The 24,034-nt window shown below is 49.1% G+C and carries 24 protein-coding genes; 9 read left to right on the top strand and 15 right to left on the bottom strand.

Annotated features, from left to right (window positions below):
* Positions 1-45: 45 nt before the first annotated feature.
* Positions 46-804: a TetR/AcrR family transcriptional regulator gene (locus K7399_RS15060; RefSeq protein WP_028976962.1), complete on the bottom strand. Its 759-nt coding sequence runs from the start codon at positions 802-804 to the stop codon at positions 46-48.
* Between the two features lie 131 nt (positions 805-935).
* Between K7399_RS15060 and K7399_RS15055 the strand changes: the two genes are divergently transcribed.
* From K7399_RS15055 to K7399_RS15045, 3 genes are all read left to right on the top strand, one after another.
* Positions 936-1,835 carry an ATP-binding cassette domain-containing protein gene (locus K7399_RS15055; protein ID WP_037563331.1) on the top strand — a complete coding sequence of 300 codons (900 nt, stop codon included), beginning with the start codon at positions 936-938 and terminating at the stop codon, positions 1,833-1,835.
* Complete coding sequence (locus K7399_RS15050) at positions 1,825-2,604, top strand: ABC transporter permease (RefSeq protein ID WP_028976960.1); 780 nt, start codon at positions 1,825-1,827, stop codon at positions 2,602-2,604. The genes K7399_RS15055 and K7399_RS15050 overlap by 11 nt, the downstream gene beginning before the upstream one ends.
* A gap of 101 nt (positions 2,605-2,705) precedes the next feature.
* Positions 2,706-3,272, top strand: a complete 567-nt coding sequence (locus K7399_RS15045; RefSeq protein ID WP_028976959.1) for a biotin transporter BioY — start codon at positions 2,706-2,708, stop codon at positions 3,270-3,272.
* Between the two features lie 166 nt (positions 3,273-3,438).
* Here K7399_RS15045 and K7399_RS15040 read toward each other — a convergent pair whose 3' ends face one another.
* From K7399_RS15040 to K7399_RS15010, 7 genes are all read right to left on the bottom strand, one after another.
* On the bottom strand, positions 3,439-4,446 hold the full coding sequence (locus K7399_RS15040) for a D-2-hydroxyacid dehydrogenase (RefSeq protein WP_028976958.1): 1,008 nt from the start codon (positions 4,444-4,446) through the stop codon (positions 3,439-3,441).
* Positions 4,443-5,639: a pyridoxal phosphate-dependent aminotransferase gene (locus tag K7399_RS15035; RefSeq protein ID WP_028976957.1), complete on the bottom strand. Its 1,197-nt coding sequence runs from the start codon at positions 5,637-5,639 to the stop codon at positions 4,443-4,445. Before K7399_RS15035 ends, K7399_RS15040 begins: the two co-directional genes overlap by 4 nt.
* A gap of 404 nt (positions 5,640-6,043) precedes the next feature.
* Entirely contained in the window at positions 6,044-10,456 is a 4,413-nt protein-coding gene (locus K7399_RS15030) for a coiled-coil domain-containing protein (protein WP_128165986.1), read from the bottom strand.
* Positions 10,440-11,183: a DUF6063 family protein gene (locus K7399_RS15025; RefSeq protein WP_028976955.1), complete on the bottom strand. Its 744-nt coding sequence runs from the start codon at positions 11,181-11,183 to the stop codon at positions 10,440-10,442. The genes K7399_RS15030 and K7399_RS15025 overlap by 17 nt, the downstream gene beginning before the upstream one ends.
* Positions 11,170-12,687, bottom strand: coding sequence for a hypothetical protein (locus K7399_RS15020; RefSeq protein ID WP_028976954.1), 1,518 nt, complete (start codon positions 12,685-12,687; stop codon positions 11,170-11,172). Before K7399_RS15020 ends, K7399_RS15025 begins: the two co-directional genes overlap by 14 nt.
* A complete protein-coding gene (locus K7399_RS15015) occupies positions 12,675-13,691 on the bottom strand; it encodes a Wadjet anti-phage system protein JetD domain-containing protein (RefSeq protein WP_028976953.1) in 1,017 nt (338 codons plus the stop codon). Before K7399_RS15015 ends, K7399_RS15020 begins: the two co-directional genes overlap by 13 nt.
* A 58-nt stretch (positions 13,692-13,749) precedes the next feature.
* Complete coding sequence (locus K7399_RS15010) at positions 13,750-14,022, bottom strand: hypothetical protein (protein WP_028976952.1); 273 nt, start codon at positions 14,020-14,022, stop codon at positions 13,750-13,752.
* A gap of 58 nt (positions 14,023-14,080) precedes the next feature.
* On the opposite strand from K7399_RS15010, the gene K7399_RS15005 reads away from it, so the two are divergent.
* Positions 14,081-14,830: an NADPH-dependent oxidoreductase gene (locus K7399_RS15005; RefSeq protein WP_028976951.1), complete on the top strand. Its 750-nt coding sequence runs from the start codon at positions 14,081-14,083 to the stop codon at positions 14,828-14,830.
* A gap of 291 nt (positions 14,831-15,121) precedes the next feature.
* Here the strand turns inward: K7399_RS15005 and K7399_RS15000 are convergent, their stop codons facing one another.
* The 6 genes from K7399_RS15000 to K7399_RS14975 all read right to left on the bottom strand — a co-directional run bounded on the left by K7399_RS15000 (position 15,122) and on the right by K7399_RS14975 (position 19,520).
* Positions 15,122-15,577 (bottom strand): putative immunity protein, encoded by a 456-nt coding sequence (locus tag K7399_RS15000; protein ID WP_128165985.1) that lies wholly within the window; start codon positions 15,575-15,577, stop codon positions 15,122-15,124.
* 334 nt (positions 15,578-15,911) lie between these two features.
* Positions 15,912-16,469, bottom strand: coding sequence for a cysteine hydrolase family protein (locus K7399_RS14995; protein WP_028976949.1), 558 nt, complete (start codon positions 16,467-16,469; stop codon positions 15,912-15,914).
* A 233-nt stretch (positions 16,470-16,702) separates the two neighbouring features.
* Complete coding sequence (queC, locus tag K7399_RS14990; RefSeq protein ID WP_028976948.1) at positions 16,703-17,398, bottom strand: 7-cyano-7-deazaguanine synthase QueC; 696 nt, start codon at positions 17,396-17,398, stop codon at positions 16,703-16,705.
* A 17-nt stretch (positions 17,399-17,415) separates the two neighbouring features.
* Positions 17,416-17,901 (bottom strand): preQ(1) synthase, encoded by a 486-nt coding sequence (queF, locus tag K7399_RS14985; RefSeq protein ID WP_028976947.1) that lies wholly within the window; start codon positions 17,899-17,901, stop codon positions 17,416-17,418.
* A gap of 14 nt (positions 17,902-17,915) precedes the next feature.
* Positions 17,916-18,599 (bottom strand): queuosine precursor transporter, encoded by a 684-nt coding sequence (locus K7399_RS14980; RefSeq protein WP_010027062.1) that lies wholly within the window; start codon positions 18,597-18,599, stop codon positions 17,916-17,918.
* Positions 18,600-18,857: 258 nt separating this feature from the next.
* Entirely contained in the window at positions 18,858-19,520 is a 663-nt protein-coding gene (locus tag K7399_RS14975) for a Crp/Fnr family transcriptional regulator (RefSeq protein ID WP_037563326.1), read from the bottom strand.
* A gap of 239 nt (positions 19,521-19,759) precedes the next feature.
* On the opposite strand from K7399_RS14975, the gene K7399_RS14970 reads away from it, so the two are divergent.
* From K7399_RS14970 to K7399_RS14955, 4 genes are read left to right on the top strand one after another with little or no spacing between them, the layout of a single operon-like run.
* Positions 19,760-20,068, top strand: a complete 309-nt coding sequence (locus K7399_RS14970) for a cupin domain-containing protein (protein ID WP_010027064.1) — start codon at positions 19,760-19,762, stop codon at positions 20,066-20,068.
* A 29-nt stretch (positions 20,069-20,097) separates the two neighbouring features.
* Positions 20,098-20,334, top strand: coding sequence for a ferredoxin (locus K7399_RS14965; RefSeq protein ID WP_010027065.1), 237 nt, complete (start codon positions 20,098-20,100; stop codon positions 20,332-20,334).
* Positions 20,335-20,345: 11 nt separating this feature from the next.
* Positions 20,346-20,726 carry a DUF488 domain-containing protein gene (locus K7399_RS14960; RefSeq protein WP_028976945.1) on the top strand — a complete coding sequence of 127 codons (381 nt, stop codon included), beginning with the start codon at positions 20,346-20,348 and terminating at the stop codon, positions 20,724-20,726.
* Entirely contained in the window at positions 20,723-21,505 is a 783-nt protein-coding gene (locus K7399_RS14955; RefSeq protein WP_037563323.1) for a flavodoxin family protein, read from the top strand. The genes K7399_RS14960 and K7399_RS14955 overlap by 4 nt, the downstream gene beginning before the upstream one ends.
* A gap of 53 nt (positions 21,506-21,558) precedes the next feature.
* On the opposite strand, the gene K7399_RS14950 is transcribed toward K7399_RS14955, so the two are convergent.
* The gene (locus tag K7399_RS14950) at positions 21,559-23,001 is read right to left on the bottom strand and encodes an MFS transporter (RefSeq protein WP_010027070.1); all 1,443 of its coding nucleotides are present in this window, start codon (positions 22,999-23,001) and stop codon (positions 21,559-21,561) included.
* Positions 23,002-23,119: 118 nt separating this feature from the next.
* Here K7399_RS14950 and K7399_RS14945 point away from each other — a divergent pair, with 118 nt between their 5' ends.
* The gene (locus K7399_RS14945) at positions 23,120-24,022 is read left to right on the top strand and encodes a LysR family transcriptional regulator (RefSeq protein ID WP_010027071.1); all 903 of its coding nucleotides are present in this window, start codon (positions 23,120-23,122) and stop codon (positions 24,020-24,022) included.
* The last annotated feature ends 12 nt before the right edge of the window (positions 24,023-24,034 follow it).

The following is a 24,034-nucleotide window of genomic DNA, read 5'->3' as shown; positions in this document are numbered from 1 at the left end:
CTTAGCTTCTCTAATTGAGCAATACTAAGCCTCTCAGACTTCAAATTAAGTCTGTTCTTTTTTTTTCTTTAAATACTGTTCAATCCCATCCAAAATACGCTTCAGCCCAAACTCAATATCGTCGCCGGCATCTTCAGAGGACTGGTTTTCATCTGTATAAGCACCCGATGCAACAACGCTGTGCAAGTAGGGAAAACGTTCCGGGGTCACTAGACTTGCCAGTGTATCGGCATATCCTTTTCCGCTAAACGCATCCGGAGGACTGCCTAACTGCATCGCACGTGCCATGTCCTTCTGAAGAATGCCGCACGCACGCGCGTAACTACTGAGCAGCAAAATCACGGCCATCTTCTCAGAATCTTCAAGCGGTACATGCTGCAGCCCACCAAGCGCCCAGTCTACTACTTTCAGTGCATTCGGCGTCATCGGCACACCATAAATTGGTGTCTCTAGAAACCACGGATGTTCTTTATAGACGTCAATGGTCGCTTGAACAAATGCTTCCATCGCTTCTCTCCACCCATGTTCCGCCTTCTCCAATGGAATAGAAAGATCAGAAATCGCATCCTGCATCAAAATGATGAGATCATCCTTACTTGGTATGTATCGATAAAGCGACATCGCTGTAAATCCGAGTGATTTTGCTACCCGATTCATGGAAACCGCTGCAAGTCCATCCTTATCGGCAATCGAAACCGCTGTATCCACAATCTGTTTCAGACTCATTTCTCGCTTTGGGCCCCGGCTCGACGGTTTTCCTAATCCCCAGCTGAGCGCAATACCGTTTGGAAGCTGCTTGTCCATAGTCCATCCTCCTGATCTCGCATCTGGTCGACGTTTCCGCCGATTTAGATCATAAAAACTTGCACATTAATTGTATACGTTATATACTGTGTACGCAATAAACCGTTTATATCATACACAGAAGGGGATGTATGCATTTGACACGTTACGCGATTGATGTCCATGGTCTGTCAAAATCTTTTAATGGCACGCGAGTCCTTAAACAGATCGATTTTTCCGTCTCTTCCGGAAGTATCTTTGCATTGCTCGGGCCTAATGGAGCGGGAAAAACAACCATTATTCATATTCTTTCCACCTTATTGAACGCGGATGCGGGTTCGGTTTTTATTGATGGGCATGATGTTTCCGCCAGTAAAGAAGAAGTGAAACAATTGATCAGCCTCACCGGTCAGTATGCTGCGGTTGACGAATTGTTGACTGCCCAGGAAAATCTGATCATGATGGGCCGGCTCTTTGGGCTGAAAGCTGTTGTAGCTAAGCAACGTGCGCTTACCTTGCTCCAACAATTCGATTTAGTCGATGCTGCCCATAAAACAGTCAGAACTTTTTCCGGAGGCATGCGACGTCGTCTTGATCTGGCCGTCAGCATCATCGTCAAAAAACCAATCTTGTTTCTTGATGAACCGACAACCGGACTCGATACGGTAAGTCGGCGAGCCTTGTGGGCAATGATCTGCGCATTAAAAGCACAAGGCACAACCATTTTTCTGACCACACAATATTTGGAAGAAGCCGACCAGCTTGCTGACCATATTGCCTTTATTTCCAATGGACGGATTGTTGCGCAAGGAACCGCTGATGAATTAAAAGCGCAAATTAATCAGGATATCATTGAATTACGAAATGAACACAATGAAATGCTTCAGGAAATTCCGACAGACGGAACAATCCAGCAGCTTAAACAGCGGATCGATGAACTCATCGACCACGTCCCTGCGCAAACCCGTATTCGTATTCGCCGGCCAAGTATGGATGACGTTTTCCTGTCTGTAACCGATCGGCGAAAGGAGGAAATCAATCATGAACAATGAGTCACTTAAATCCAGCGTTTGGGTTGCGCAGCTCATCTTCATTCAGCGCAGCATTCGCCACAGCATCAGAAACACGGATGCAATGATTATGGCCATTGCTCTACCCATTCTCTTAATGCTTCTGTTTACTTATGTTTTCGGTGGTGCCATTGACCCAAGCGGAAATTATGTGACCTACGTGGTTCCCGGCACCATCCTCTTATGTGCCGGCTTTGGCTCATCCAGTGTAGCCGTTGATGTTGCTCAAGATATGACCAATGGCATCATTGACCGCTTTCGCACGATGTCCGTAAGAAGCCTTGATGTGATCAATGGTCATGTGGTGGCCAGTGTTTTACGTAATTTGCTCGCTACGACGCTTGTAATCGGTGTTGCGCTACTGATCGGCTTTCGTACGGAAGCCAGTTTCTTGCAATGGCTTGGCGCCATTGGGATCATTACATTATTTATTTTTACCTTCACTTGGCTTTTCGCTGCAATTGGGATGATGGCATCCGGACCGTCTGCTGCCGGAGGATATGGCTTTGTCTTACTTTTTCTTCCTTATTTATCCAGTGCATTTGTTCCGACAAACACCATGCCCGGCTGGCTTCGCGGGATTGCCGACCATCAACCGATCACGCCGATCACCGAAACGATCCGCTCGCTACTCAATGATTCCCCGCTGCATACCAACGGATGGTGGTCCCTCGGCTGGTGCGGCGGCTTACTGCTCGTCGCATTTGTTCTGAGTGCTTGGTCCTTTCAACGGAAATCCGGACGTCGATAAATCATTTTTCATAGATCACGATAAATTTATAGTCAAATCCTTCAATATATGTTAACCTATTATTCGATATAGTTAACTTATAAACAAGGAGATCTATTAAAATGAATCATACACGTCTGAAAAATTTAATTCTATGTGCACTGTTTGCCGCCATTACTGCAATTCTTGCTCAAGTGACGATTCCGCTGCCGATTATTCCGATCAGCGGTCAAACCTTAGCTGTCGGCCTTACCGCCACAATTCTAGGAAGCCGCTACGGAACCGGCTCGATGCTCGTCTATGCCGGTCTTGGCGCAATCGGCCTACCCGTATTTGCTGAAATGAGTGGGGGATTCGGCATTATCCTCGGACCGACCGGCGGTTATATTATCGGTTTTATTTTCGCCGCTTTTGTGACCGGATGGCTTCTTGAACACACGAAATTCAATACGCCAATGGCGATCGTTGCCAACGTTGTCGGCATGTTCGTCACACTTGCGATTGGCACGATCCAGCTGAAATTTGTGCTCGATCTGTCATGGGCCAAAGCAATGGCTGCCGGCGTCTACCCCTTCCTGCTTGTTGGCGTCGTGAAAGCGGCCATCGCCAGCGTTGTCGGTATTCAAGTACGCTCACGCCTGACAAAGTTTGGCTTGTTGACTGCTAAGAACAAGCAACCTGCAGCATAAAAAAATAGTGAACAGCCCTCCGTAATTACAGGGGGCTGTTTTTCATTTAATACGATAAGATTATCGATTAGAGTATTAGGGCAACGAACGCTTAGCCGGCGCTAGAAGCTTGGCTTCGCCAAATTTATTTATAGGAACCAAGCGCAGCCTTATGCCGCTCTTCTGATTAGTTTTCGACCGCCACTTTGTTCACTTGGTGCTCGCTTGTGCCCGTCTTCACAATCGTCAGGACATCATTCAGGCTGATTTCAACCATATTTTTCACTGCATTATTGGTGTAGAAGCCGATATGCGGTGTGATCAGTACATTCGGCAGCGTGCGCAACGTCTTCAGCTGCTCACTCGGTAGTGCTTTGCCGCGCAGATCCTGATTGAAAACGCATTCTTCGCCGTCCAAAGTATCCAGTGCTGCACCGGCAAGTTGCTTGTTTTGCAAAGCGGCGATCAACGCATCGGTGTCGACAACCGGACCGCGTGATGCGTTGATGAGTACAGCGTCATTCTTCATCAAGGCAAGTGCGTTCGCATCAATCAGGTGTGTCGTTGATTCCATAAGCGGCACATGCAGTGTCACAACATCTGCCGTTCGAAGCAGTTCTTCTTTGGACACATACGTGACGCTGTCCTTGAGTTCATCGCGTTCAACAATGTCGTTGGCAATGACTGTGGCGCCAAGCGCTTTGAACAAACGAGCAGCCGTCCCGCCGATCCGCCCCGCACCAATGATTCCGACGGTCAGTGTGCGAATCTCGCGTGCCATCAGTCCTGCCCAGCGGAAATCCTGCTCGGCACCGCGCGCATCAAACAAAGGCAAGTTGCGAATCAAGCGCATCGTTTGTGTCAGTGCCAGTTCGGCGACTGAGTTCGGCGAATAAGCCGGCACATTGGTGACAACGAGTCCGTGCGCGCTCGCTTGCTCAAGGTCAACCATATCATAGCCGGCTGTGCGTGAGGACAGCTGCTTCAGTCCATTTTTCTCAAGTTTTTCGTATACAACTGGATCACTGATGCGACTGCGCTGTTGAATCACAATCCCGTCATAGCCCTGCGTTTGATCTGCCGTATCCGCATTTAATTCAAGCTGGTTGATGTCCACTCGGACCCCTGTTTTCTTCTCCCATTTCCTGATTGCCGCTTCCTCATCATCGCGAACGGAAAACATGATAATCTTCATTGTTGCACGCTCCTTTGTTCTTTTAGCGTTTCCACATAGTGTGCGATCCGGCGCATCGCCTCTTGCAGCTGTTCCATGCTGGCCGCATAACTGATGCGAATATAGCCTTCACCGCCGGGGCCGAACGATCCGCCTGGAATTACCGCCACCTTCGCTTTATGTGCCAAATCGCGGCTGAAATCCATGCTGTTTTGAATCATATGAGCCGGAATCTTAGCAAATAGATAGAACGCACCTTGTGGTTTGACGCAATCGAAGCCATTTTTACTCATCGCCTCATAGACAAAATCACGCCGCTTCTGATATTCCGCGCGCATGTGAACCCCGTCATCTATCCCGTTTTCAAAGGCTTCCAGTGCCGCATCCTGAGCGACCGTAGCCGTCGAGGTAATCGTGAATTGATGAATCTTTCCCAGTTCCGTTGCAATCGCAGCCGGAGCACAGATGAAGCCGATCCGCCATCCGGTCATCGCGTGTGATTTTGACGCACCATTGATCACGATCGCCTGATTTGGAAGGTACTCAGCCATTGAAATATGACGCTCACCATAGGTCAGTTCGCTGTAAATATCATCACAGATGACGAAGATGTCGTGCTTTTTCAATACATTTGCCAGTGCCTCAATCTGATCACGCCGGTACGTCACACCGGTCGGGTTACATGGGAAATTGAAGATTACTGCTTTCACGGCATCGCCATGCTCGGCAAGTGTCTTCTCCAGCAGCTCCGGTGAAAGCACAAAGCCATTATCAGACGTATCCATGAATACCGGTTCTGCTTTGGCAAGCAGCGTGTCCGGGATATAGAGCGGGAAGATCGGTGTCGGCATCAGCACCTTGTCTCCAGGATTCAAAATTGAGGTGAGTACCGTATAGATTGCTTCGGTTGCTCCGGCAGTGACAAGAATTTCATGATCCGCATTGTAGAACAGACCGTACTTTTTCTCGAGAAAACGGCTGATTGCCTGGCGAAGCTCAGGCGTTCCGTTCGGCGGCGCATAGTGGCTGCGATTATGGTCGATGCTCCGTTTTCCGGCCTCTTTCACATGTTCCGGTGTATTGAAATCCGGTTCTCCAATGGTTAACTTAATAATCCCTGGAATTGCTGAAGCTTCCTGATCAAACTTCAGGATGTCAGACGGCTGAATTAAACTTAATTCCTTTTTCATCTTGCTGACTAATGAATGGGTCATGATGATTTCTCCTTTTCCAAAGTGTGAAAAAAACACCCACGGTTTCAATAAACCGTGGGTGCTCAGGAATTCTTCGCGATAAATGAAAACCACACGGATTATTGATTCTTTATCCATGTGGTTATTTTTCCAAGTTTAATGCTACCACCTTGGCTCCCGCATGGATGCAAGCTTCTGTTGAAGAAGTGTTTGCATCCAGCGAAGCAAATGCAAACACTAACGAAAGAAGCCAAAGTAGTAATAAAAGCTATTCAATTGGAGTTTTCCTGCTCGTTTCATGACCAAGGACTCCTTTTGAGTTGGTGATCTATTTATATCAAATTTTTTAAAAAGTGTCAAACTTTTATTTTTTCAAGGCGCTGGGAAAACGAATGAAGCTTCGTTCCATCGACGCCGAAGCTGGATCAATCAAACAAGCCGATCTGCTCGGTTTCGCCAAGGCGTTCAAGGCTTTGCGGAGCGTGGTCTTCAAAGTACGCTTTGCGGATTCGTTTTTCCTTGGTCATGACTTGTTTGCCGGAGTCAGACGCGCCTCGCAGGCGGCAACTGTAAATGACAGGGAAATAGTCTTGCAGAAATTTGCCTTCGGCAAGAGCCGTGAGCGCAATCATCTGGAAGCCAAGTTGCTGGGCGACAAAAAATACTGGACTTAGCACATGGTCACTGGATGCCTGACCGAACGGGTTGTCGAGAATGACGGCCCGATGCAAGTGTCCATTCGATTTAAGATGCTTCTTTTTCTCCGCAACATAGTTGAGGATACCGAGAAAAAGCGTCATGTTTTTGCTCCAGCGCTCGCCTCCGGACCAAATATTGCTCGTCTCCCATGTGTAAAAGCGTGTGGACACCGTACTGTCGCTCGCTACCTTTCGCAGCGTCACTTTTAAAACATCGCTGCCGATGATCTCGCGGAGTAGTTGCTTCGACTGCAGCCAAGTATCCAGCGCTTTGCGTACTTTTCCGCTGTCCTGCCTGCCCTCCTCATTGAAGAAGCTCGGCTCATCCAACTTATCTAAAATCCATTCAACATGATTGCGAATCCGCGCTTTTCCGTCTTCTTCTTTCCACTCTGGAATCGTAAACGAATAAATTTGCTTCCAATCGTCTTTGACCTTGACCTTGGTTTTCTTTGGAATCTGCCGCAGTTCTTCCGCCAATGTACGTAGATGGGTTTGAATTTGGTCAATGAACAGCTGCAAGTCCTTGTCGCTCTGGCGGATATGCTCGCGGGCATAATGAGAAATGCGCGCGATACGCAGTGACATATTCTTCTTGAAGGCAATGATCGCCTCAAAGCTTTGCTTTGTTTCGATGCCGCTGATTGCCATTTGTCTGAGCTTAACATCGGAAATTTGAGTTCGGCAAAAGTTCTTAAATGTCTGCTGAGCACGTCCGACTTCACTTTTCCCGGCCATCACAGTGGCTTGATTTTCTTCTAGCGCATCGGTAATCGCCGACACCGATTTTTTACGGTTATAGGTCAGATCATTGATTTCTTCGCGGGTTAACGGAATCGCTTTGAGATCCGGAGCCGTAAAATGATGGGCGATCTCAAATTTATCGAGCTGCGTGCTCGCCTGATTAAGCGCCGTCAGCTCTTTTTCAATGCGTCCGGCTGCCTGATCAAGATAGCGTTTGCGTTCGTTCAGCCGCTTTTTCTCGCCCTGAAGCGCCTGCTTTGCATCGCCCGTATCCTTATGAAAATCAACAACTTCTTCATTCGGGAAATGCTGCTGGAATTGTTGCAGGCTGCTGCGCACACTCCCTTTTTGTTCCGCTTCTTTCAATTGGGCCGTCTGCGCGGCATCGGCACGCTGCTGCTGCTCCTTTTCACGTTCCTTAATGCATACCCGGAGTGTTTCGATTTGCTGATCGCCATCGCCCGGGAACCTTTGCGTTTCGTCAATGGAGTCGTACGTGCGGCGCAGGCGGTTCATGGCTTCATCAAGATGGTTAATTTCGCTCGCCGCACCCTTGCGTTTTTCATCCCATTCGCCGCGCGTTTTGTTGATTTGATTTAAGCGCATTTCCAAGTTCTTGATCTGTTCCTTGATTACCGCTTTGCTTTTGTCTGTCCTTTCCGGAGTCAAGTCGCGCAAAGCAATATAGTCGTCATCTCGCCGCAAAATACGAAGTTCGGCAGAAATGGCGTTCAGGCGCTGATCAATGCGCTTCTTTTCATCATTTAAGAGACTGAGCTTGTCGAGCACCGCTGCAAGCGCCTGCTCGGCTGCGCGTACATGCGCTTTCGCTTGTGTTAATCGCTCTTTTTCTTCTTCAATCGTTTTCTCAATCCGCAACGCACGACGCGCCTTTTCCATATACAGCGCCAGTCCGTTTCGTTCTTCTCGATACTGGTCGATCGCTGCCTTGCCCTTCATTCGCTCCGTTTCCAAATCAGCTGCTTCCTGCTCCGTTTCGCGCATCGACAAGGTAAGCGTCTCGAGCGCGTTTTGCAGCTCGTTCTTTTTGGCACGCTGCGCTTCGACCGTTTGATAGGCATAGTCGCTGAAAAAGCTGTTGAATGCATGGAGCGTCTGCTGCCAGCGAGCGGATTCGCGTTCATTGGCCGCGCGTCGCCCCGTCGCTTGATCGGCTTCATCCCCCAGCCGCTGTTTCCATTCTGCAAACGAATCGGGGTTCGTATTGCCCCGCCAATGCGCCGGAGCCACCCATTGGCCCGCATGTCGAGAATCCGCCGCCAGTGCTTCTTCCGTTGAAAGCACCGTGATCGGGTATTGCAGACGTGCCGCAACATGATCCAATTTCTCCAGAAGCTGCGCCTTTTCCGAAGCCGTGGTCACAAGCGTAAGCGCCCATAGCGGGTAACCCAGCATCCGCCTTCGATCCGAGTCATCGACCATTTGCAGGTATTCCACACCTGTCGCAAGAAACCCAAATTGATTTTTCCATGCGGGGATGCGCTGATCCAAATAAGCATCGCCAAAAAATAGATCCTGATCGCCGTGATCATCGACAAATCGGCGGGCAACCCGTTCTTTATAGAGGAGCTCCTCGCGTTCTGCCGTGAAGCGATCGATCGTCTCGCCAAGCCGCTGCGTGATCGAGTCCTGATCAAGATACACGGTCTCAAGCCCGCTCCATTGCGGGCGCAGTGCCGCCAGCTGTTTGATGACACCGCGCTCTGCTTTCTCCATCTGTGCAAGCGCATTTTGCAGCTGATCGGATTCACGCATGGTCTCATTTTTCTCATTTTGTAACGCTGCTTTCTGTTCCTGAACTTCTGCCTGACGTGCACGCAGCTCCTTCTCCTGCTGCATCAAAGCAATGATTGCCTCGTCTAAAAATTGATCGCGCTGCGTCCATTTTCCGAGCTGCTCGGTCACCGTTTCTTGTTCCGAATGGATCGGCAGTTCGCGAATCAACTGTTCCAACGCTTCCCGATGTGTTTGCAAGCGTCCCTCAATTTTCGCGCACGAATCACGCCTCATTTTTTCTGTTTCGATGCAGGCTTTCTGCGCCGTTTCCTGCTCACTGATTTGCTGAACAAGCGGTTGCTGCGCCATTGTCAATTCCTGCCGCGTTGTTTCTAAGCTCTCGATCTCTTGCAGCAAACAGCCAAGCAGCTGGCGCTTGGCCAGTTCATACTCGCTGCGCAGCTCGCGCGCGTCCGCACGCCGATCCATCGCCTCCAACTGCCGTTCGCACTCCTGCAACAGCTCCATCTGTACGTTGCGTCGCTCAATTACTTTAGCCCATTGCAGCGAGGCATAGGCATGCCGGTCCTTTTGCAGCCGTTCTTCCGTTTCCGTTTGCAACGCGCGCGCCTTTTTATAGGCTTTGTCCAAATCGGCAAGCGCAATCTTTTCGGTGAAAATTTTGTAGGATTCGGCCTTAACCGCGTGCGTATAACGATCGTTTTTCCATTCTTGAAGCTTTGCATCGTTTGCCTCTTGCTCTGCCTGCTGTTTGCGCTGCTGATCCGTCAGCTGCTTCCAGACCCCTTTGGCATGCTGCTTTGTTTTCGTATACGTCACTTCGTGTTCATGCAGCCCTTCACTGGTTTTGCTGTATTCCTCAAGCGCGCTGCTGATCTGTTCGTTTTCTTCGATTGTCGCTTTCAGCTTCTGATAATTTTTCAGACTTTCAAGCTGTTTTTCAAACAAATCGGCGAAAAGATGGCGGTCATGTCCGACCATCGAATCCTCCACGGTTGGGATCAAGAGACGATCAAACAGTTGACTTGTATTCTTGCATTCATCAAAGAAGGCTTCAACGCCGCCTTCAGAACCGTTAATTTTGACAATGCTCTCCCATTCACTGGAGATAATGTTGTATTGCTCCTCCAGAAACGCTTTATAGTCCTTAATCGTCTTAAAGGTTTGTGCGCTGAGCGTCTTCTCATGCATGCCGCTGTAATAATCCTGCATTTCACCGCGGTCAGCGGGACGTTTGCCGCCTTTAGTGGCTCGGACAAACGGAATCCCCTCAATACCGTTCAGATCGTTCTCGTGGTATTCATAAACATAGCGCAGTGAATCGAGTGTGTTCTTCGTTGTAAACAGTGACACCGCCGTCACTACATAACGTCTCGGCTGCTCGTTGATGATCCATTCGATTGCAATATGCGCCGGCGCGCCGTCAAGCATCAAGGTATTCTTTATTTTGCGATCGGCAAGGTCGGTATGCGGCAAAATGGCCTGAAGCGCGGTTTGGATAAAGACGGTCTTCCCGCCGCCGTTCTCAATCAAGATCGCGCCATTCTGTCCGTCAAAGAGAAACAGCTCGTCATTATAGCGTTTGTTGCCTTCCTCGTAGATGACATTCGTTAAGCGGATTTTACTGATCGTCGGCATGCGGTTCATCTCCTTCAAAACCATAGAGGAATTCAAAAATTCCTTTACTATATTCGACTTCCATGAAATAGCGCTGAATAATCGTCTTCGCTTTCTCGGTCAGCCGGATCTCTTCATTGCCAATGTCTTGCACCAACTTTTGATCGGCCAAGAATCGTTTGACCGTATTGATAAAACTCATACGGCTAATCGTGTTGCCGCTTTGCTTCTTGGCGGTTTCTTTAATGTCGTCCATATCGTCCCATTTTTCGATAATCAGCCGCCAGTTATAGGAAAACGCTTGCTCCAACTGTTTCAGTTCCTCTTCATCATGCGTTTTCAACTGATCGATACGTTCCTGAATAAAACGTACCCACTCATCGAGGCGCAAAAACAGCCGCGTCGGTTCCTGACTCTGGTAGGTATCGTAAAAACTACCAAACAGAATCATTGTGGCGAAGTAGAGCAGATAGAGGTCGCCATTGGTTGCTCCGGTACGCAGATAATTGCGTTTGATCCAGTCGTTGCTGACGTGGAAGGGAGAAAGCTTGGTTTCAGGAATGAGAAACAGCTGCTCGCTGGTACTGATGACGACACAATCCACCTCTCTTGCAAAGGTGTCCAGCAAGCCGCGGATCGCATCATCGGCACGATAATTTTGTACGGCGTCTTCCGCTGCAGCGCCGTCTCTAGCGAGAAGCGTATAAAGGCGAAACGCCTGGGTCACTTTTTGTTCAGGATAGTTCATTGTTGCCCTCCTCCATATGGATCAGCAGCTCCTGGATCGAGAAGCGCTTGGATTTTTTCAGGATACCGCTTCCTTCACGCACATGGAGCACTCGGTCGCCAAGCAGTGTCAGTGCATCATCGAGTACCGTTTTGCCCTCATCGTCACCCTCAGTTTCTCCATTAATAATTGGCGAACGTTGATGCAGAATGAGCCAAAACTGGTAAAAGTAACGCTGCTCAAACAAATCGGAACGATCGCTTTCTTCGAGAAAATTGATGAACTGAGACAGTTTTCGAACACCGCTCTGCTCGGAAGCGCCCAGAAACAGAGCCATTAATTCTCGATATTTTTCCGCCAAAAGGCGTCGATACGGCAACGCTTCATCATCTGAGTCGACATCGATAAAGCCTTGGTCATCCGCCGATGCACGTTCTTCACTGATTTTCTGATCGGCGAGGATAGTCAGCGGCGACCACCGCTTGTTCTCCTCTACCTTCAGAAAAGGCTGGAGCACGCCGGCCATCGCTTCAAGCGGCAAAGGAGTTGCAGTAATTTTTGCAGACAAGTCCTGATCGAAATTGAAGGCTTGAATACCTGTATAGTATAAGGACTCTTGTGCTGTCAGCAGCGTGGTATTCTTCAAGTCGCCGGTTTGTTCCAGCAGCCGTGTATGCTCGTAATGGACCGACTCCAGTTCACGCGCAATGCGCAGAACCAGGTCATAAGTACGCGATTCTTTCTTATGCATGTCCTTTGCATACAGGCGCTGGCGCGTCTCTTTCACAAACGCACGCAGCGCTTTGAATTCATCATTCTCCCGGTTCAGCCGCCCGTAGATATCCTCAAGCAGCTGCTTATAGCGCTCAAAGGTCTCTTCAGACACGATACTGCGCTGGATTTCGTGTTTGAGCCGCGTCATCCGCTCGACAAGGCTTTCCACATCAATGCGCATCTCATTGATCTGCCTAAGGGCGCCCTTGAATTCACCCTTGTCCAGCTGCTTGCGCAACATGAGCTGATTGATCGACAACTGAAATTCACTGTAAAATTCCTTCGTCGCAAAAACGAGTTCAAGCCCGTCCTCATCCAAAGTGTAGTACTGCTGATTTGTTTTCATGTCGAAACTGCTCGCCTTCAAAATCGAATAATCAATCCCATCATCCGCCCCGGTTTCCCAATTAAAAAAGCTATAGCACCGTTTTTTTCCGGTGGTTGGCCGGAAGGTCTGAATAATCGACCGGGCCAGACGCTCGTAATCTTCATGATCCAGCCGGTACTGCATCTCAGCCGTTTTTTCTAGAAAAGCAGCCAGTTGTTTCGCTCCCGCCTTATATTGGCGCATTAGCTTCTGCTCAAAGAAAAACAGCAGCGCAAGCAGCCCAAGGCCTTTCATGTCGATGTCTTTTTTCTCGTGGTCCTGTTCACGCTTGCGCTCCAGCTCATAAAGCGGATCAAACAAAGCAAGCCGGCGTATCCGCTCCTTATAGCCGCTGACGATCTCGCGCAGATCTAGTTCTTCCAATCGGCTTCCCTCCCTATCTGCTGCAATTCCTTAGTCTTCAAGATTTCCTGTGGATAATAGTTTCCATTTTGAAGTGCGCGTTGTATTTGCTGCGCTTCCGGTGCCGGGAAATGGGTGAGAAAAGCATCGATCGCCGTGCTGCGCGCCTGTTGGTACGCTTTCCCCGCCGCCGCCTTTTTCTTCAGACACGCCTCATAAAAAGGAAGTGCCGGCTCTGCTGCTTGCTTTTGATTGAGTGAATACCAGATTGATAGTCCTTCTCGATCCAGATCGCCGAAATACAGAAAGCGATGTGCTGCCCGAACCGGATACTGCATCGAAAACTGCTCGATACTTTTAATCACCGCTTTACCGCAGCCATAGATCAGTGTGGCAAAACGTGTCTGTTTTAATACCGGCAGCAAGCCTTGATAGGTCGTTTTATTTTCAACAATCAGATGTGTTTGTTCGGATTCATGAATGAATCGAGGATTGATCGCAAGCATCAGTGGATCAGAGACGGGAAGGATATTAAGGCGCGCATACAAGCCGGTCTTCTCAAGCAGTTCCCTTCCGCCTTTTTCATCAATCCATTTTTCGTCGGCAACGAGTTCAAAGCTGCGCTCCGGTGCTGGAACCGCTTCTTGCGGAAATCCATGGTTTTTAAGGTAGTGATCCACTTTGATGAGGTCAGGCAGATCGCGCGCCCACAATTCCGGATCGCTGCGATAATAGCTATCCAGACTGATCGCTTGGTGCAGCTTGCTCCGGTAGTGCTGGAGCTCTTTATGGTAGTCGCCGCTCAGCGCGCTTTTATTAATTCGGTAGCGATTGGCAAGCGCGGGTATGCGAATTGTTCGCCCCGAAGCACGGATCATCACCAGCACCTGATGCCGCTCAAATTCGCGCACAGTTTCAGCGAAATCCGTATAGGAGCTGAAAAAGGGGTTGAGCAGCTGTTGAAGCTCATCCAAAGTGATCGTTTTCTTTGCAAAGGTTGCAATACGCTTTGTTACGTCATCCATAAAATGCCCCCGAATTCCTGCTATAGTACTATTGTACTAAATTTTCGAAGTATTTTCCTCATGACCTGACAGATGATGAAATTTTCCAGTTGAACGGTTTATCAGGCAGTTTGAGCGGTTTATCAGGCAGTTTGCGAATTTTATCAACCAGTTTGGGCGGTTTATCAGGCAGTTTGCGAATTTTATCAGCCAGTTTAGGCAGTTTATCAGTCAGTTTGCGAATTTTATCAGCCAGTTTGGGCAGTTTATCAGTCAGTTTGCGAATTTTATCAGCCAGTTTGGGCAGTTTATCAGTCAGTTTTATTAGTGATTCTTCCCTTTTCCCCTCCATGCTATAATCAAGGTAACGGTTAGACAAGATCTATTTATGAAAAGGAGTATCTGCTGGCATGAATGAAACAATTAGAACTCTTTTAAACCACCGCAGCATACGCAGTTTTACCGATCAGAAGATTCCTGAAGAACAGATTGATCTGATGGTTCGCGCTGCGCAGCATGCATCAACGAGCAACTTTTTCCAACAATACTCGATGATCCGCGTCACCGATCCGGCAAAGAAACAGGCGCTAGCCGAGATTGGCAATCAGCACTATATCGCCGAAGCTGACGGCCTGTTTGTCCTTGTTATTGACTTGCATCGCAATGCCGCGATTGCCAAGGCGAAGGAGCAGCCGTCCGATGTACTCGGTTCGACCGACTTTTTCTTCCGTGCATTCAGTGATACGGTCATCGCTGCGCAGAACCTCGTAACTGCAGCAGAAAGTCTGGGGCTGGGCGCCGTTTATCTTGGCAGTATCTTAAACGATCCTCAAGCGGTGGTTGATTTATTAAAACTGCCAAAACTGACCTTTCCGGCGTTCGGCGTTGCCACCGGCTATCCGAACCAAGCGCCGCAGCTGAAGCCGCGCCTGCCAAAAGAAACCGTATATTTTGAAAATGAATACCATTCAATGGAGCAGCCGCTTGAGCAATTAAAGGACTATGATCATGTCGTCAATCAGTACTATGATCTGCGCGATGCCAACCGCCGCGTCGATACGTTTACAAATCAGATCGCAAAAGCTGTCACAGGAACCCAATCGGAAAACAAACAAAAAATGATGGAAACGTTGAAAGCGCAGGGATTGTTTCAGTATTGAGGGGATGATTCTGCAGGTGGATGAATGGCAGACTCGCGATCATGACTTGGATAAGGACGTGCAGCAAGAATGAATCATCGATAGATGAGCACTCATCCCAGTTATAACGGCCAGCGTTTTGGCCTTTCTTTGTGAGTGATTTTTGCGGTTCGATCACACTTGGATTTACTTGATTGCTTAATCCAGAGTTTGGAGTTCCCTTTCCAGACTCATTTTTTTATGTTCTCATTTGAGACACCCGCGCTAGTGAAGGACCTGCTTGCTTCTTTTAAGCAATGGCCATCGCGCAAATCAGTCATCTTTTATAAAAAGCGCAAGCTCGCACAGCCGGTCATACTGCCACATGCGCTCCTGATCCACCGCTTTCAGATCACCGTCAGTCGCATGGAAGACGCTTTTGGCCGCATAGGTCGATGCATGGATTGCGTGCCCTGTCATATGTGCGGTAGCTGCCGCTTGCCCGGCAGATCGAGCGGCGGCAATAGCCGCGTCGCTTTTGGCTGCGCGGGCGGCGGCATGCGCAGCAAAGGCTGTTTTTCGTGCGTCAGCGATGCTAATGCGTCCGCGTGCCCACGCTCGTGCCGCATCCACTGCTTTTCTCGGGCGATTGTCTTTCGGACGTTCCTGATCAAAATAGCAAATAACATGTTCCGCGCATTGTACCGCCCACAGCGCAGCAATCTTTTGACTTACCGTTTGAAGCTTCTCATCAATTGCCTTCTTACGTTCTGATTCTATGAATTGCATAACATCCCTCCTTGGCAGGCGGTTATTTCCGTGGCGCAGGCGCTTCTGTTTACCGCTGTTTCTACACGATCTGCTCCAGAACAGGTTGCGCCTCTGTCCGCATGCTCAAAATCAGCACCTGTTTGTGCCTCCTTATTTTCTCCAATTTTTCAAAGATCATTGGTTTTTTCGTTTTCGGGAAGATCTAGATGTTCCTGACCCCCGAACCAATCATTCTGCATCATTCATCCCGCGAAGCGCCGTTTTTCATCGTTTAAAAACAAACCTCTCCCAGCATTTTGGAAGAGGTCTGCAGCAATCGCGCTTAATCGTCTAAATTGAACAAAACGTGAGATCATCGGTAACGCTCATGAATCGGCTGAAAGAGTGCTTCATCCGAATTCCGGACGAGCGAAAAATGGTCATCGTTGTCATAGCCATTCAACGTTTGATTATGATGTTTCACGATCTGTTCTGCCGACAAAACCGGGGTGTCCGCAGTTCCATGGGCGTCGCCGACCAAGGTAACATCAAAGCCGTTGACCGTTGCCATCCGAACGGCGGTATCAATACAATATTCAGTCTGACAACCGGCTATCACAAGATGCTCGATGGCGCGTTCTTTGAGGTAGTCCAATAACGATGTGTGATAAAAAGCGCTTGTCGCGCTCTTTTTGAAAAAGGCTGCGCCTTCCGGTCTACGGATCGCCGGATGCACCTCGAAGCCTGGTCCCTCTCCTCCGGCAACACTTGTGTCACGAACAAAGACGATGTTCACATTCTCTTGAACGGCTTTTTCGATCACTGCATTAATCTTTTGAAGCAGGATTTCTTTATTGCCAACGCCGGGTTCGCCGGCATCGCCGTCAATCAGCGCTTGCTGAGCATCAATAACAAGTAACGCTTGGTTCATCGGGGCACGCTCCTCTACTATTTTTTTCATTGTAGCATAGTCGATTGATGAACATGCGGCCTGAACCATTCTTTTCGAATTCTCTTTTTCCGCAAGCTAGCATGCGGGTTGGAGCCGTATAGATTTGATCAATACAGACAAGGCAGATGCCGAAATGTAAAGATTTTTAAAAATTTTTTCTAAAAAAACTGCCCCAGCGCCAATATGACGCGCGAGGCAGTTTTATCGAAGCGTTAGGCACGCGACCAATCGATCGGAATCGCATAGTCAATCGGATCGACGAGACCGGCTTCTTGAAACCCTTTAATGCGCAGCCGGCAGCTGTCGCAGGTTCCGCATGCTTTATCGCCACCATTATAGCACGAGGTCGTCCGTTCATAAGGGACGTGCAGCCGCGTGCCAAGGCGAATGGTTTCCGCTTTCGTCAAGTGCATCAGTGGTGTTTCAATAGAAATTTTGTGTTCGGTGACGCCGGCACGTGTAGCCAGATTGACGGTTTTGGCCATACTTTCAATAAATTCCGGCCGACAGTCGGGATAGCCGCTGTAGTCGACCGACGAAACACCGGTGAACACAGCCGATGCACCAATCACTTCGGCATATGCAGAAGCCAGCGCCAGAAAAATCATGTTGCGCGCCGGCACGTAAGTAATCGGGATGCCCGGATTTTCTTCATTTTGCGGCACATCCAGCTGTTGATCGGTTAATGCACTGCCGCCCAGCTGCTTGAAAAAGTCCAGATTAACAATGCGATGCGTGTTGACTTGAAAATAGTCGGCAATCTTTCGCGCCTGTTCCACTTCTCGATCGTGACGCTGCCCATAGCTGAACGTCATCGGCCAGAGCTCGTAACCTTGGTCTTTGGCGACGCCCATACAGGTGGTGCTGTCGAGACCGCCGCTTAAAACAACAACCGCTCTTTTTTTCATCGCCGGATGCCTCCTTTTTATCGGTTATCAATTTTTTCCGGATACATATCATGGCGGCTCAGCCGCTCAAAGGCGACCTGTTCCCAGCGCGTGCCCGGCTTGCCATAGTTGACATACGGGTCAATGCTGATGCCGCCGCGTGGCGTAAATTTCCCCCAGACTTCGAGATATTTCGGATCCATGAGGTGGATCAGGTCATCGGCAATTTTATTCATACAGTCTTCATGGAAATCGCCGTGATTGCGGAAACTGAACAGATACAGTTTCAGCGACTTGCTTTCCACCATCCGTACTGCCGGAACATAGCTGATATGAAGCGTTGCGAAATCCGGCTGATGGGTAATTGGGCAGAGACTGGTGAATTCCGGAAAATTAAATTTTACAAAGTAGTCCCGATCCGGGTGCGCATTCTGGAAGGTTTCCAGCAATCCCGGATCATAGTCAAAGCTGTATTTTGTCCCTTTATTGCCAAGCAGGGTTAAATCTTCCTTGGATCGGTCCATGGGATCGTCCCCTTTCATTCTTTGCTAAGCCCATAATCCGTATGAGCTGCTCTGCTGCGAATCCAGTGAACAATGAGGTAAATCAGCGGTACGCCAACAACCGCGTAACCGAATTTAAGCACGTATTCGCTACCGATCGTTGACAGAATCGCGGTAACGGGCAGAATGCCGGTAAACCCGACAAACATAAAAACGGTCGAGTCGGCCAGCTGGCTGATTGCTGTACTTAATAAACTGCGCAGCCAGAGCATTTTGCCCTGCGTGCGCTTTTTCAGTCCGGTAAAAATGGCAATATCCAGCGTTTGCGAAATGCTGTAGCCGCACAGCGAGGCAATGACGGTGCGCGGCATTGCACCGAGAATCTCAGAAAAAGCTGCCTCATTTTTCCAAAATGGCGCCGGTGGAAGATGAATCGCTGCCTGCAGCAAAACAATAAAAAGCAAATTGGCGAGCAACCCGATCCAGACGATTTTCTGAGCAATCGATTTGCCCCAACATTCGGTAATACTGTCAAGCACGAGAAAAGTCAGCGGATAGATGATAATACCCGAGGTCATGGAAAGGCCGCCAACAGAGAAAAGCTTTGCGGCCACAAGATTGGCTGCGATCAAGCAGGTGACAAACACCATCGCCAGAACGATCAGCTTAAAGGGGATAAAAACAGATGATTGAGTTGATACATGTTGCGGTGCGTTCATGGTTATCACTCCCGTAGTTTTTTTGGTAAGGCAGAGGAGGGTTTCGAACTCTGCCAAACGTGCAACTCCTTGATTATAGGCGCTGTTCTGGAATAATGGCAAGCACTTCATGAAAAAATGACGCATTTATTCGGGACGAAAAAGACGACCATCCCGAGGTTAAAGCGAAATCCGCCATAGTTAAAGCGAATCGCCCAATTCTTAAAGCGAATCTACTCAAAGTTAAAGCGAATTCCGCAAAAGTTAACGCCCTGTTAATCAGCATCGCTCCAAATCAATGTAAATTTTGCCGCGTCCGGCTGATTTGGCGCGTTTTTCACGATACAGCCGATTGAGCAGACGGCTGACGGTTTCAGGCGTTACGCCGAGATATCCGGCCATATCCTGCTCGGTCATCGCATGACGGATCAAGGTCCAGCCGCTGGAAGCCGGCGTTCCTGAGGTGCTTGCCAGACGTTTCAGTAGGGACAAAAGCTGATTCAGTGCTGGTTCAAGCACCGAATCGGCATAGCGATTCATCAGTTCCCGGCTTTTCTTTGCGAGAAATTCGGTCAGGCGACGTTCAAGCACGGGGTAACGAAGCATCAATTTTTGCATGTTCGTCCGACTGATGACGAGCAGCAGGCATGGCGTAATCGTTCCGCCATTAGCCGGATAATGACTTTCATCATCCGCCAAACCGACATGCGGGAACAAATCGCCGCTTGCAAACAGGCTGGCGATCCACCTTTTTCCTTCTTTATTCTGATGGTACGCATGGACCAGACCATCGACAACAAAAAAGTAATCGGTTAATGGTTCCCCTTGAACAAAGAGCAGTTTTTTATCCGCAATCCGTTTTATCCGTCCAAATGACGCGATCTCCCTCAGCTGCTCATCGGTAAAATTCTGAAACCAACCGGTTGCTTTTAAAACAGACATCAATGTCCCCCCCTTTTATCATTGACCCGCCGGCATGCGCCAAACGCGCGACCTGGCTCCCTCGCCTTGCCAGCACTTTAACCGCAAAACGAATCCGCCGCACTGCGGTCATTTGCTCTCCATTCACACAAACTTGATCTCGATCATGTTTCGTTTGCCAACATTATTATATAGTATAGGTGATACAAATTCTCAATTAAACAATAAACCATCCATTTAATGATAAAGGGGCGTTTTCAGTGCAACTGCTTACATGTGAAACTCATTCCGCTTTAAAAGAACGACTGTATCATGATGAATACCAGACCGTGATGCACCTCTCCTTGAAAAAAGGCCAAAGCATTCCCGAACACCATGGCGGTGACGCAGCCGTAACGGTCATCCCCGTTCGCGGCGCAATCGTCTTCACCGCTTCCGGACAATCGGAACATCTGGTACCGGGCAAGCTTGTCCATTTGAACGCGCAAGAGCTCCATTCGCTCAGTGCCGAAGAAGACAGTGATGTGGTACTCGTGAAATCCGCCGCCGGTCCGGTAGGCGGCTGCTAATTCGCATCAAGAACAAGGAAGTGACTGCTTTGGAAGAAAAACAACATCAATACACACGTGTCGATAAGGATACCTGCATTTCCTGCGGTGCGTGTGAGATGGCTGCTCCGGACATCTTCAACTACGATGATCAAGGGCTCGCTTTTTCAATCATTGACGGAAATAAAGGGATCCAGCCGGTTCCTGAAGAATTATTAATAGATTTAGAGGATGCCTATGAAGGATGTCCTACAGAATCGATACTTGTATCAGACAAACCCTTTTGACCCTACAGGTGATGCATGTGAAACGAAAAATTAAACGAATCTATGAATCCGTTCAGGATGACGATGGTTTGCGCGTTCTCATCGACCGTTTGTGGCCAAGAGGTGTATCGAAAGCCAAGGCGCAGCTCGATGAGTGGATGAAAAATGTCGCGCCAAGTCCCGAGCTTCGCACACAGTTCAATCACAAACCGGAGCGCTTTGCAGCATTTGCGCAAGCATACCGGCGCGAATTGTCTGAGGATGCGGAGAAACAGCAGGCCGTGCGCCAGCTGCTTGACTGGAACCGCACGCAAAATGTGACGCTGCTTTATGCGGCGAAGGATCCCAACTGCAACCATGCGCGCGTTTTGCTGCATTATCTTGACGAGAAAGAAGCACCTGAACAATCATGACACCAACAATAATCGGCATTCTCGGTACAGAGAATCGCAACGGCGTGACCGCGCAAATGCTGGATGCTGTTCTCGACGGTGCACGCCAGCGCGGCTGCCGCATCGATACAATCGATTTAAATGACTATCGGTTAAGCATGAATCCGGAAGATTCTGAGGCACGTGACGCCATGGCACAGCTGGACGCGCAGCTCAAGCAGGCAGATGGTCTCGTGCTCGCTTCACCCACTTACTGGGGCGACGTATCCGGGTTGATGAAGCATTTTCTTGACTGCTTCCGTCCTCAGCTCGTCCGCTTCACGAAAAAAGGGGAACCCATCCCTGGTGATTATCGTGGAAAAAGCTATGTACTCTTGACCAGCTGCTACACCAGCAAGAACGTCAACCGGTTCAGTGGCATCACGGATCAAACGTTTCTTACGATGGATCGGCCACTTCAGGCAGCCGGCATGCACCGGCTTGCCGAAGCGGTATGTACGGATACATTCGGGGTAACCACCTTGCCGGAAGCAAAACAGGTGGCCTGCAGAGCGATCGGTCAGGACATGCCGCTACGTATCCAAAAAGGAGGATTCACTTTGAAACGCTACATTCAGCTTTTCTTTATGCTGGCCTTCACCATTCTGATTGTTATGGGGATCCAGCAAGGATTGGCGGCGATGCATCTCATTCAATTGCACCGCTTTTGGATCAACTATCTCTCCTTTGTGATTCTGAGCTACCTTTTTCTTTCCTTAATGCTCCGCTATTTCGCCGTTCGCAAACACCGGCGCACCTAAAGCAAACGGTCGTCCGCTCATGATTGAGCGGGGCGACCGTTTTTTATTAATACTCAGTTGACGCTACGTGCTTTACGGGCATCGATGATCCAGAAGTACATGCTGATTAAGATCAGAACCATCATGAGTGCGCTATAAATGAATACGGCATTGTTCAAGCCGACCCAACGCGCGGCAAATCCGAGGCCAAGGATCGGCAGGCTAACGCCGAGATACGTGACGACGTAAAACGAAGCAATAATGTCGCCGCGCGAAGCATCCGGGGAAATATGATTGGTCAGCGCAAGGCTGCCGGCAAAGGTCGGACCATGGCCGAAACCAATCAACAGTGTCGTTAAAAAGAGAAAGACAAGCGATTTTGTTTCAAGCGTCACAATGAGCGAAGCAAGACCGAGCAGAGTCACTGCAAAACCGACAAGCGATAAGCGCTGAAGCGGTAAATTTTTCAAGACGATTTGACTGATCGTGGACACACTGAGCACAAGGGCAACAATTGCGCCGGCAACAGCCAGGTTGGCGCTGCCGACAAGCTGTTCGGTGTAACTGGGAATAATCGACAGCATCAAGCTCATCAGCGACCAAGCGATGAATGAAGTGATGCCGGAGAGATAAAAACGGCCGAAAAGTTCACGCGGTACCGCCGGACGATGGATCCGAATCGCCTCCGGCCGCCTTACTTTTTCACGCATATAGAAAAGGCCGAGAAAACCGGGAATGGCGAGGAACATATGCACAAAGTAAGCAAGCTTCATTGGATGCGGTGCATATTCGCCAAGTAACCCGGATAAAACCGGACCCAATGCGTTGCCGATCGTTACGGCCATCGAGCCGACAAATGCGGCTTTAATCCGGTTTTGTTTCGGATCGAGTTCGGTCAGAGCGGCAACGGCCACCCCGTTCAGCATGCCAACAGAAATCCCTTGAAAAATACGTGACACAAGCAGCAGCGCAAAATTTGTGGAAAAGGCAAAAAGAAGTGAACCGACAACGGTGAAGAACACGCCGGGGATCAGCAGTTTTTTGCGTCCGATTTGATCCGACAGTTGCCCGGAAAGAATGATCGTCGGGATGACCACAATGGCGTAACTGGCAAACAGCAACGTCACCATGCCGACGGATAAATGCCATTGGGCGCGATACAAGGCCAGCAGCGGTGATGGGATATTAGTGCCGAGCAGCGTGATAAACAAGCTGTAGGCCACCAGCCAAAAAGCGACTCCGCGTTTTGAAAGAACGGCACTCAGGCTGCTGCGGGCAGCATGTCGGGCAACGTTCACTTGAAGCACGTCAGCAAGACTGCTTAGTTGCTGGATCACGTGCTCAATGAGCGGTGGTTCCGATTGCAGCGTAATTTTCATTTTTGAGGTGCATACTTTTTTGTTGGCGTCAACGGTTAAGGCATCAATATTTAGTCCGAATTGGCCAAAGAGTTGCGATACCTTTGCCAGTATGCCCGGCTCGTTCTTAACCGTTACAAAGATGCGATGCTTTTCCATGCAGCGTCCCCCCTTCTCGATTCGTTTCTTTTATGATATCATTCGTTTAACCATACATTAACTATCTGTTTTATCTCGTTAACATACCTTTTAAGTATACATAAGAAGGTGAAGGAACATGGACTTGAGACAGCTCCGCTACTTTTTGGCGATTGCCAAAGAAGGACAAATTACGCGTGCCGCGAAAAAATTATCTATAGAACAGCCACCGCTCAGCAGGCAGCTGAAATTGATTGAAGAAGAGCTCGGCGTCGCCTTGTTTGACCGACAAGGCAAGCGGATGCGCCTGACTGAAGCCGGCGAAACCCTGCAGAAACATGCAAAAGATATGCTTCGGCAAATGGACGACACCATCACAGAAGTCAAAGAAATCGACATGGGCCTTCAAGGACGGCTCAATATCGGTTCTGTCTTTTCATGCGCCTCCCTTCTTCCTGAGAAAATCGCCTGTTTTCGAGACCGCTATCCGCACGTCACCTTCAAAATTCTCGAAGGAGACCATGTTGTTTTGGGCGACTATTTGGCCGACCGCAGTATTGAACTCGTCGTCACACGCCTGCCGTTTGAATCAAACGATGATCACGCCAAATACGAGACGTTGCATCTGCCGTCCGATCCGTTTGTGATGATCGTCCCTAAGAATCGAAAATGGCAGCAAGCCAAATCTCATTTTCGTCTGAAAGATTTGGCAGCGACACCACTGATCGCTCTAAAAAGCGATAAGACGGTTCAACTCAATGAAAAAATCGTAAACGAATGCCTCCGCCTCGGCTTTAAACCGAATATCATCTGTGAATGTTCCAGTGTATCGATAACCATTGCACTCGTCACAGCCGGAATCGGCGTCACGATTTTACCGAAATCTGTTCTGACCGCCTTTTCCATCGCCGACATCGACATGTTCGAGCTGCCGGATATCACGGCTCGGTCGGAGGTTGGCATCATCTGGCTGAAAGACAGCTACTTAACGAAAAAAGCAAAGCGATTTATTGATCTCTTTCGTCAAGAATCCGGCCATTAAACGTATGCCTGG

This window comes from Sporolactobacillus terrae (genome assembly GCF_019930545.1).
Classification (GTDB): domain Bacteria; phylum Bacillota; class Bacilli; order Bacillales; family Sporolactobacillaceae; genus Sporolactobacillus; species Sporolactobacillus terrae.
Note: the sequence above shows the minus strand (reverse complement) of the source record. Positions and strands in the feature narration are given on the sequence as shown.

What these genes read in the sequence shown, in the direction of transcription:
- K7399_RS15060 (WP_028976962.1), bottom strand. Translation starts at nt 804, where the DNA reads ATGGACAAGCAGCTTCCAAACGGTATTGCGCTCAGCTGGGGATTAGGA.
- K7399_RS15055 (WP_037563331.1), top strand. Translation starts at nt 936, where the DNA reads ATGCATTTGACACGTTACGCGATTGATGTCCATGGTCTGTCAAAATCT.
- K7399_RS15050 (WP_028976960.1), top strand. Translation starts at nt 1,825, where the DNA reads ATGAACAATGAGTCACTTAAATCCAGCGTTTGGGTTGCGCAGCTCATC.
- K7399_RS15045 (WP_028976959.1), top strand. Translation starts at nt 2,706, where the DNA reads ATGAATCATACACGTCTGAAAAATTTAATTCTATGTGCACTGTTTGCC.
- K7399_RS15040 (WP_028976958.1), bottom strand. Translation starts at nt 4,446, where the DNA reads ATGAAGATTATCATGTTTTCCGTTCGCGATGATGAGGAAGCGGCAATC.
- K7399_RS15035 (WP_028976957.1), bottom strand. Translation starts at nt 5,639, where the DNA reads ATGACCCATTCATTAGTCAGCAAGATGAAAAAGGAATTAAGTTTAATT.
- K7399_RS15030 (WP_128165986.1), bottom strand. Translation starts at nt 10,456, where the DNA reads ATGCCGACGATCAGTAAAATCCGCTTAACGAATGTCATCTACGAGGAA.
- K7399_RS15025 (WP_028976955.1), bottom strand. Translation starts at nt 11,183, where the DNA reads ATGAACTATCCTGAACAAAAAGTGACCCAGGCGTTTCGCCTTTATACG.
- K7399_RS15015 (WP_028976953.1), bottom strand. Translation starts at nt 13,691, where the DNA reads ATGGATGACGTAACAAAGCGTATTGCAACCTTTGCAAAGAAAACGATC.
- K7399_RS15010 (WP_028976952.1), bottom strand. Translation starts at nt 14,022, where the DNA reads ATGGAGGGGAAAAGGGAAGAATCACTAATAAAACTGACTGATAAACTG.
- K7399_RS15005 (WP_028976951.1), top strand. Translation starts at nt 14,081, where the DNA reads ATGAATGAAACAATTAGAACTCTTTTAAACCACCGCAGCATACGCAGT.
- K7399_RS15000 (WP_128165985.1), bottom strand. Translation starts at nt 15,577, where the DNA reads ATGCAATTCATAGAATCAGAACGTAAGAAGGCAATTGATGAGAAGCTT.
- K7399_RS14995 (WP_028976949.1), bottom strand. Translation starts at nt 16,469, where the DNA reads ATGAACCAAGCGTTACTTGTTATTGATGCTCAGCAAGCGCTGATTGAC.
- queC (WP_028976948.1), bottom strand. Translation starts at nt 17,398, where the DNA reads ATGAAAAAAAGAGCGGTTGTTGTTTTAAGCGGCGGTCTCGACAGCACC.
- queF (WP_028976947.1), bottom strand. Translation starts at nt 17,901, where the DNA reads ATGGACCGATCCAAGGAAGATTTAACCCTGCTTGGCAATAAAGGGACA.
- K7399_RS14980 (WP_010027062.1), bottom strand. Translation starts at nt 18,599, where the DNA reads ATGAACGCACCGCAACATGTATCAACTCAATCATCTGTTTTTATCCCC.
- K7399_RS14975 (WP_037563326.1), bottom strand. Translation starts at nt 19,520, where the DNA reads ATGTCTGTTTTAAAAGCAACCGGTTGGTTTCAGAATTTTACCGATGAG.
- K7399_RS14960 (WP_028976945.1), top strand. Translation starts at nt 20,346, where the DNA reads ATGCATGTGAAACGAAAAATTAAACGAATCTATGAATCCGTTCAGGAT.
- K7399_RS14955 (WP_037563323.1), top strand. Translation starts at nt 20,723, where the DNA reads ATGACACCAACAATAATCGGCATTCTCGGTACAGAGAATCGCAACGGC.
- K7399_RS14950 (WP_010027070.1), bottom strand. Translation starts at nt 23,001, where the DNA reads ATGGAAAAGCATCGCATCTTTGTAACGGTTAAGAACGAGCCGGGCATA.
- K7399_RS14945 (WP_010027071.1), top strand. Translation starts at nt 23,120, where the DNA reads ATGGACTTGAGACAGCTCCGCTACTTTTTGGCGATTGCCAAAGAAGGA.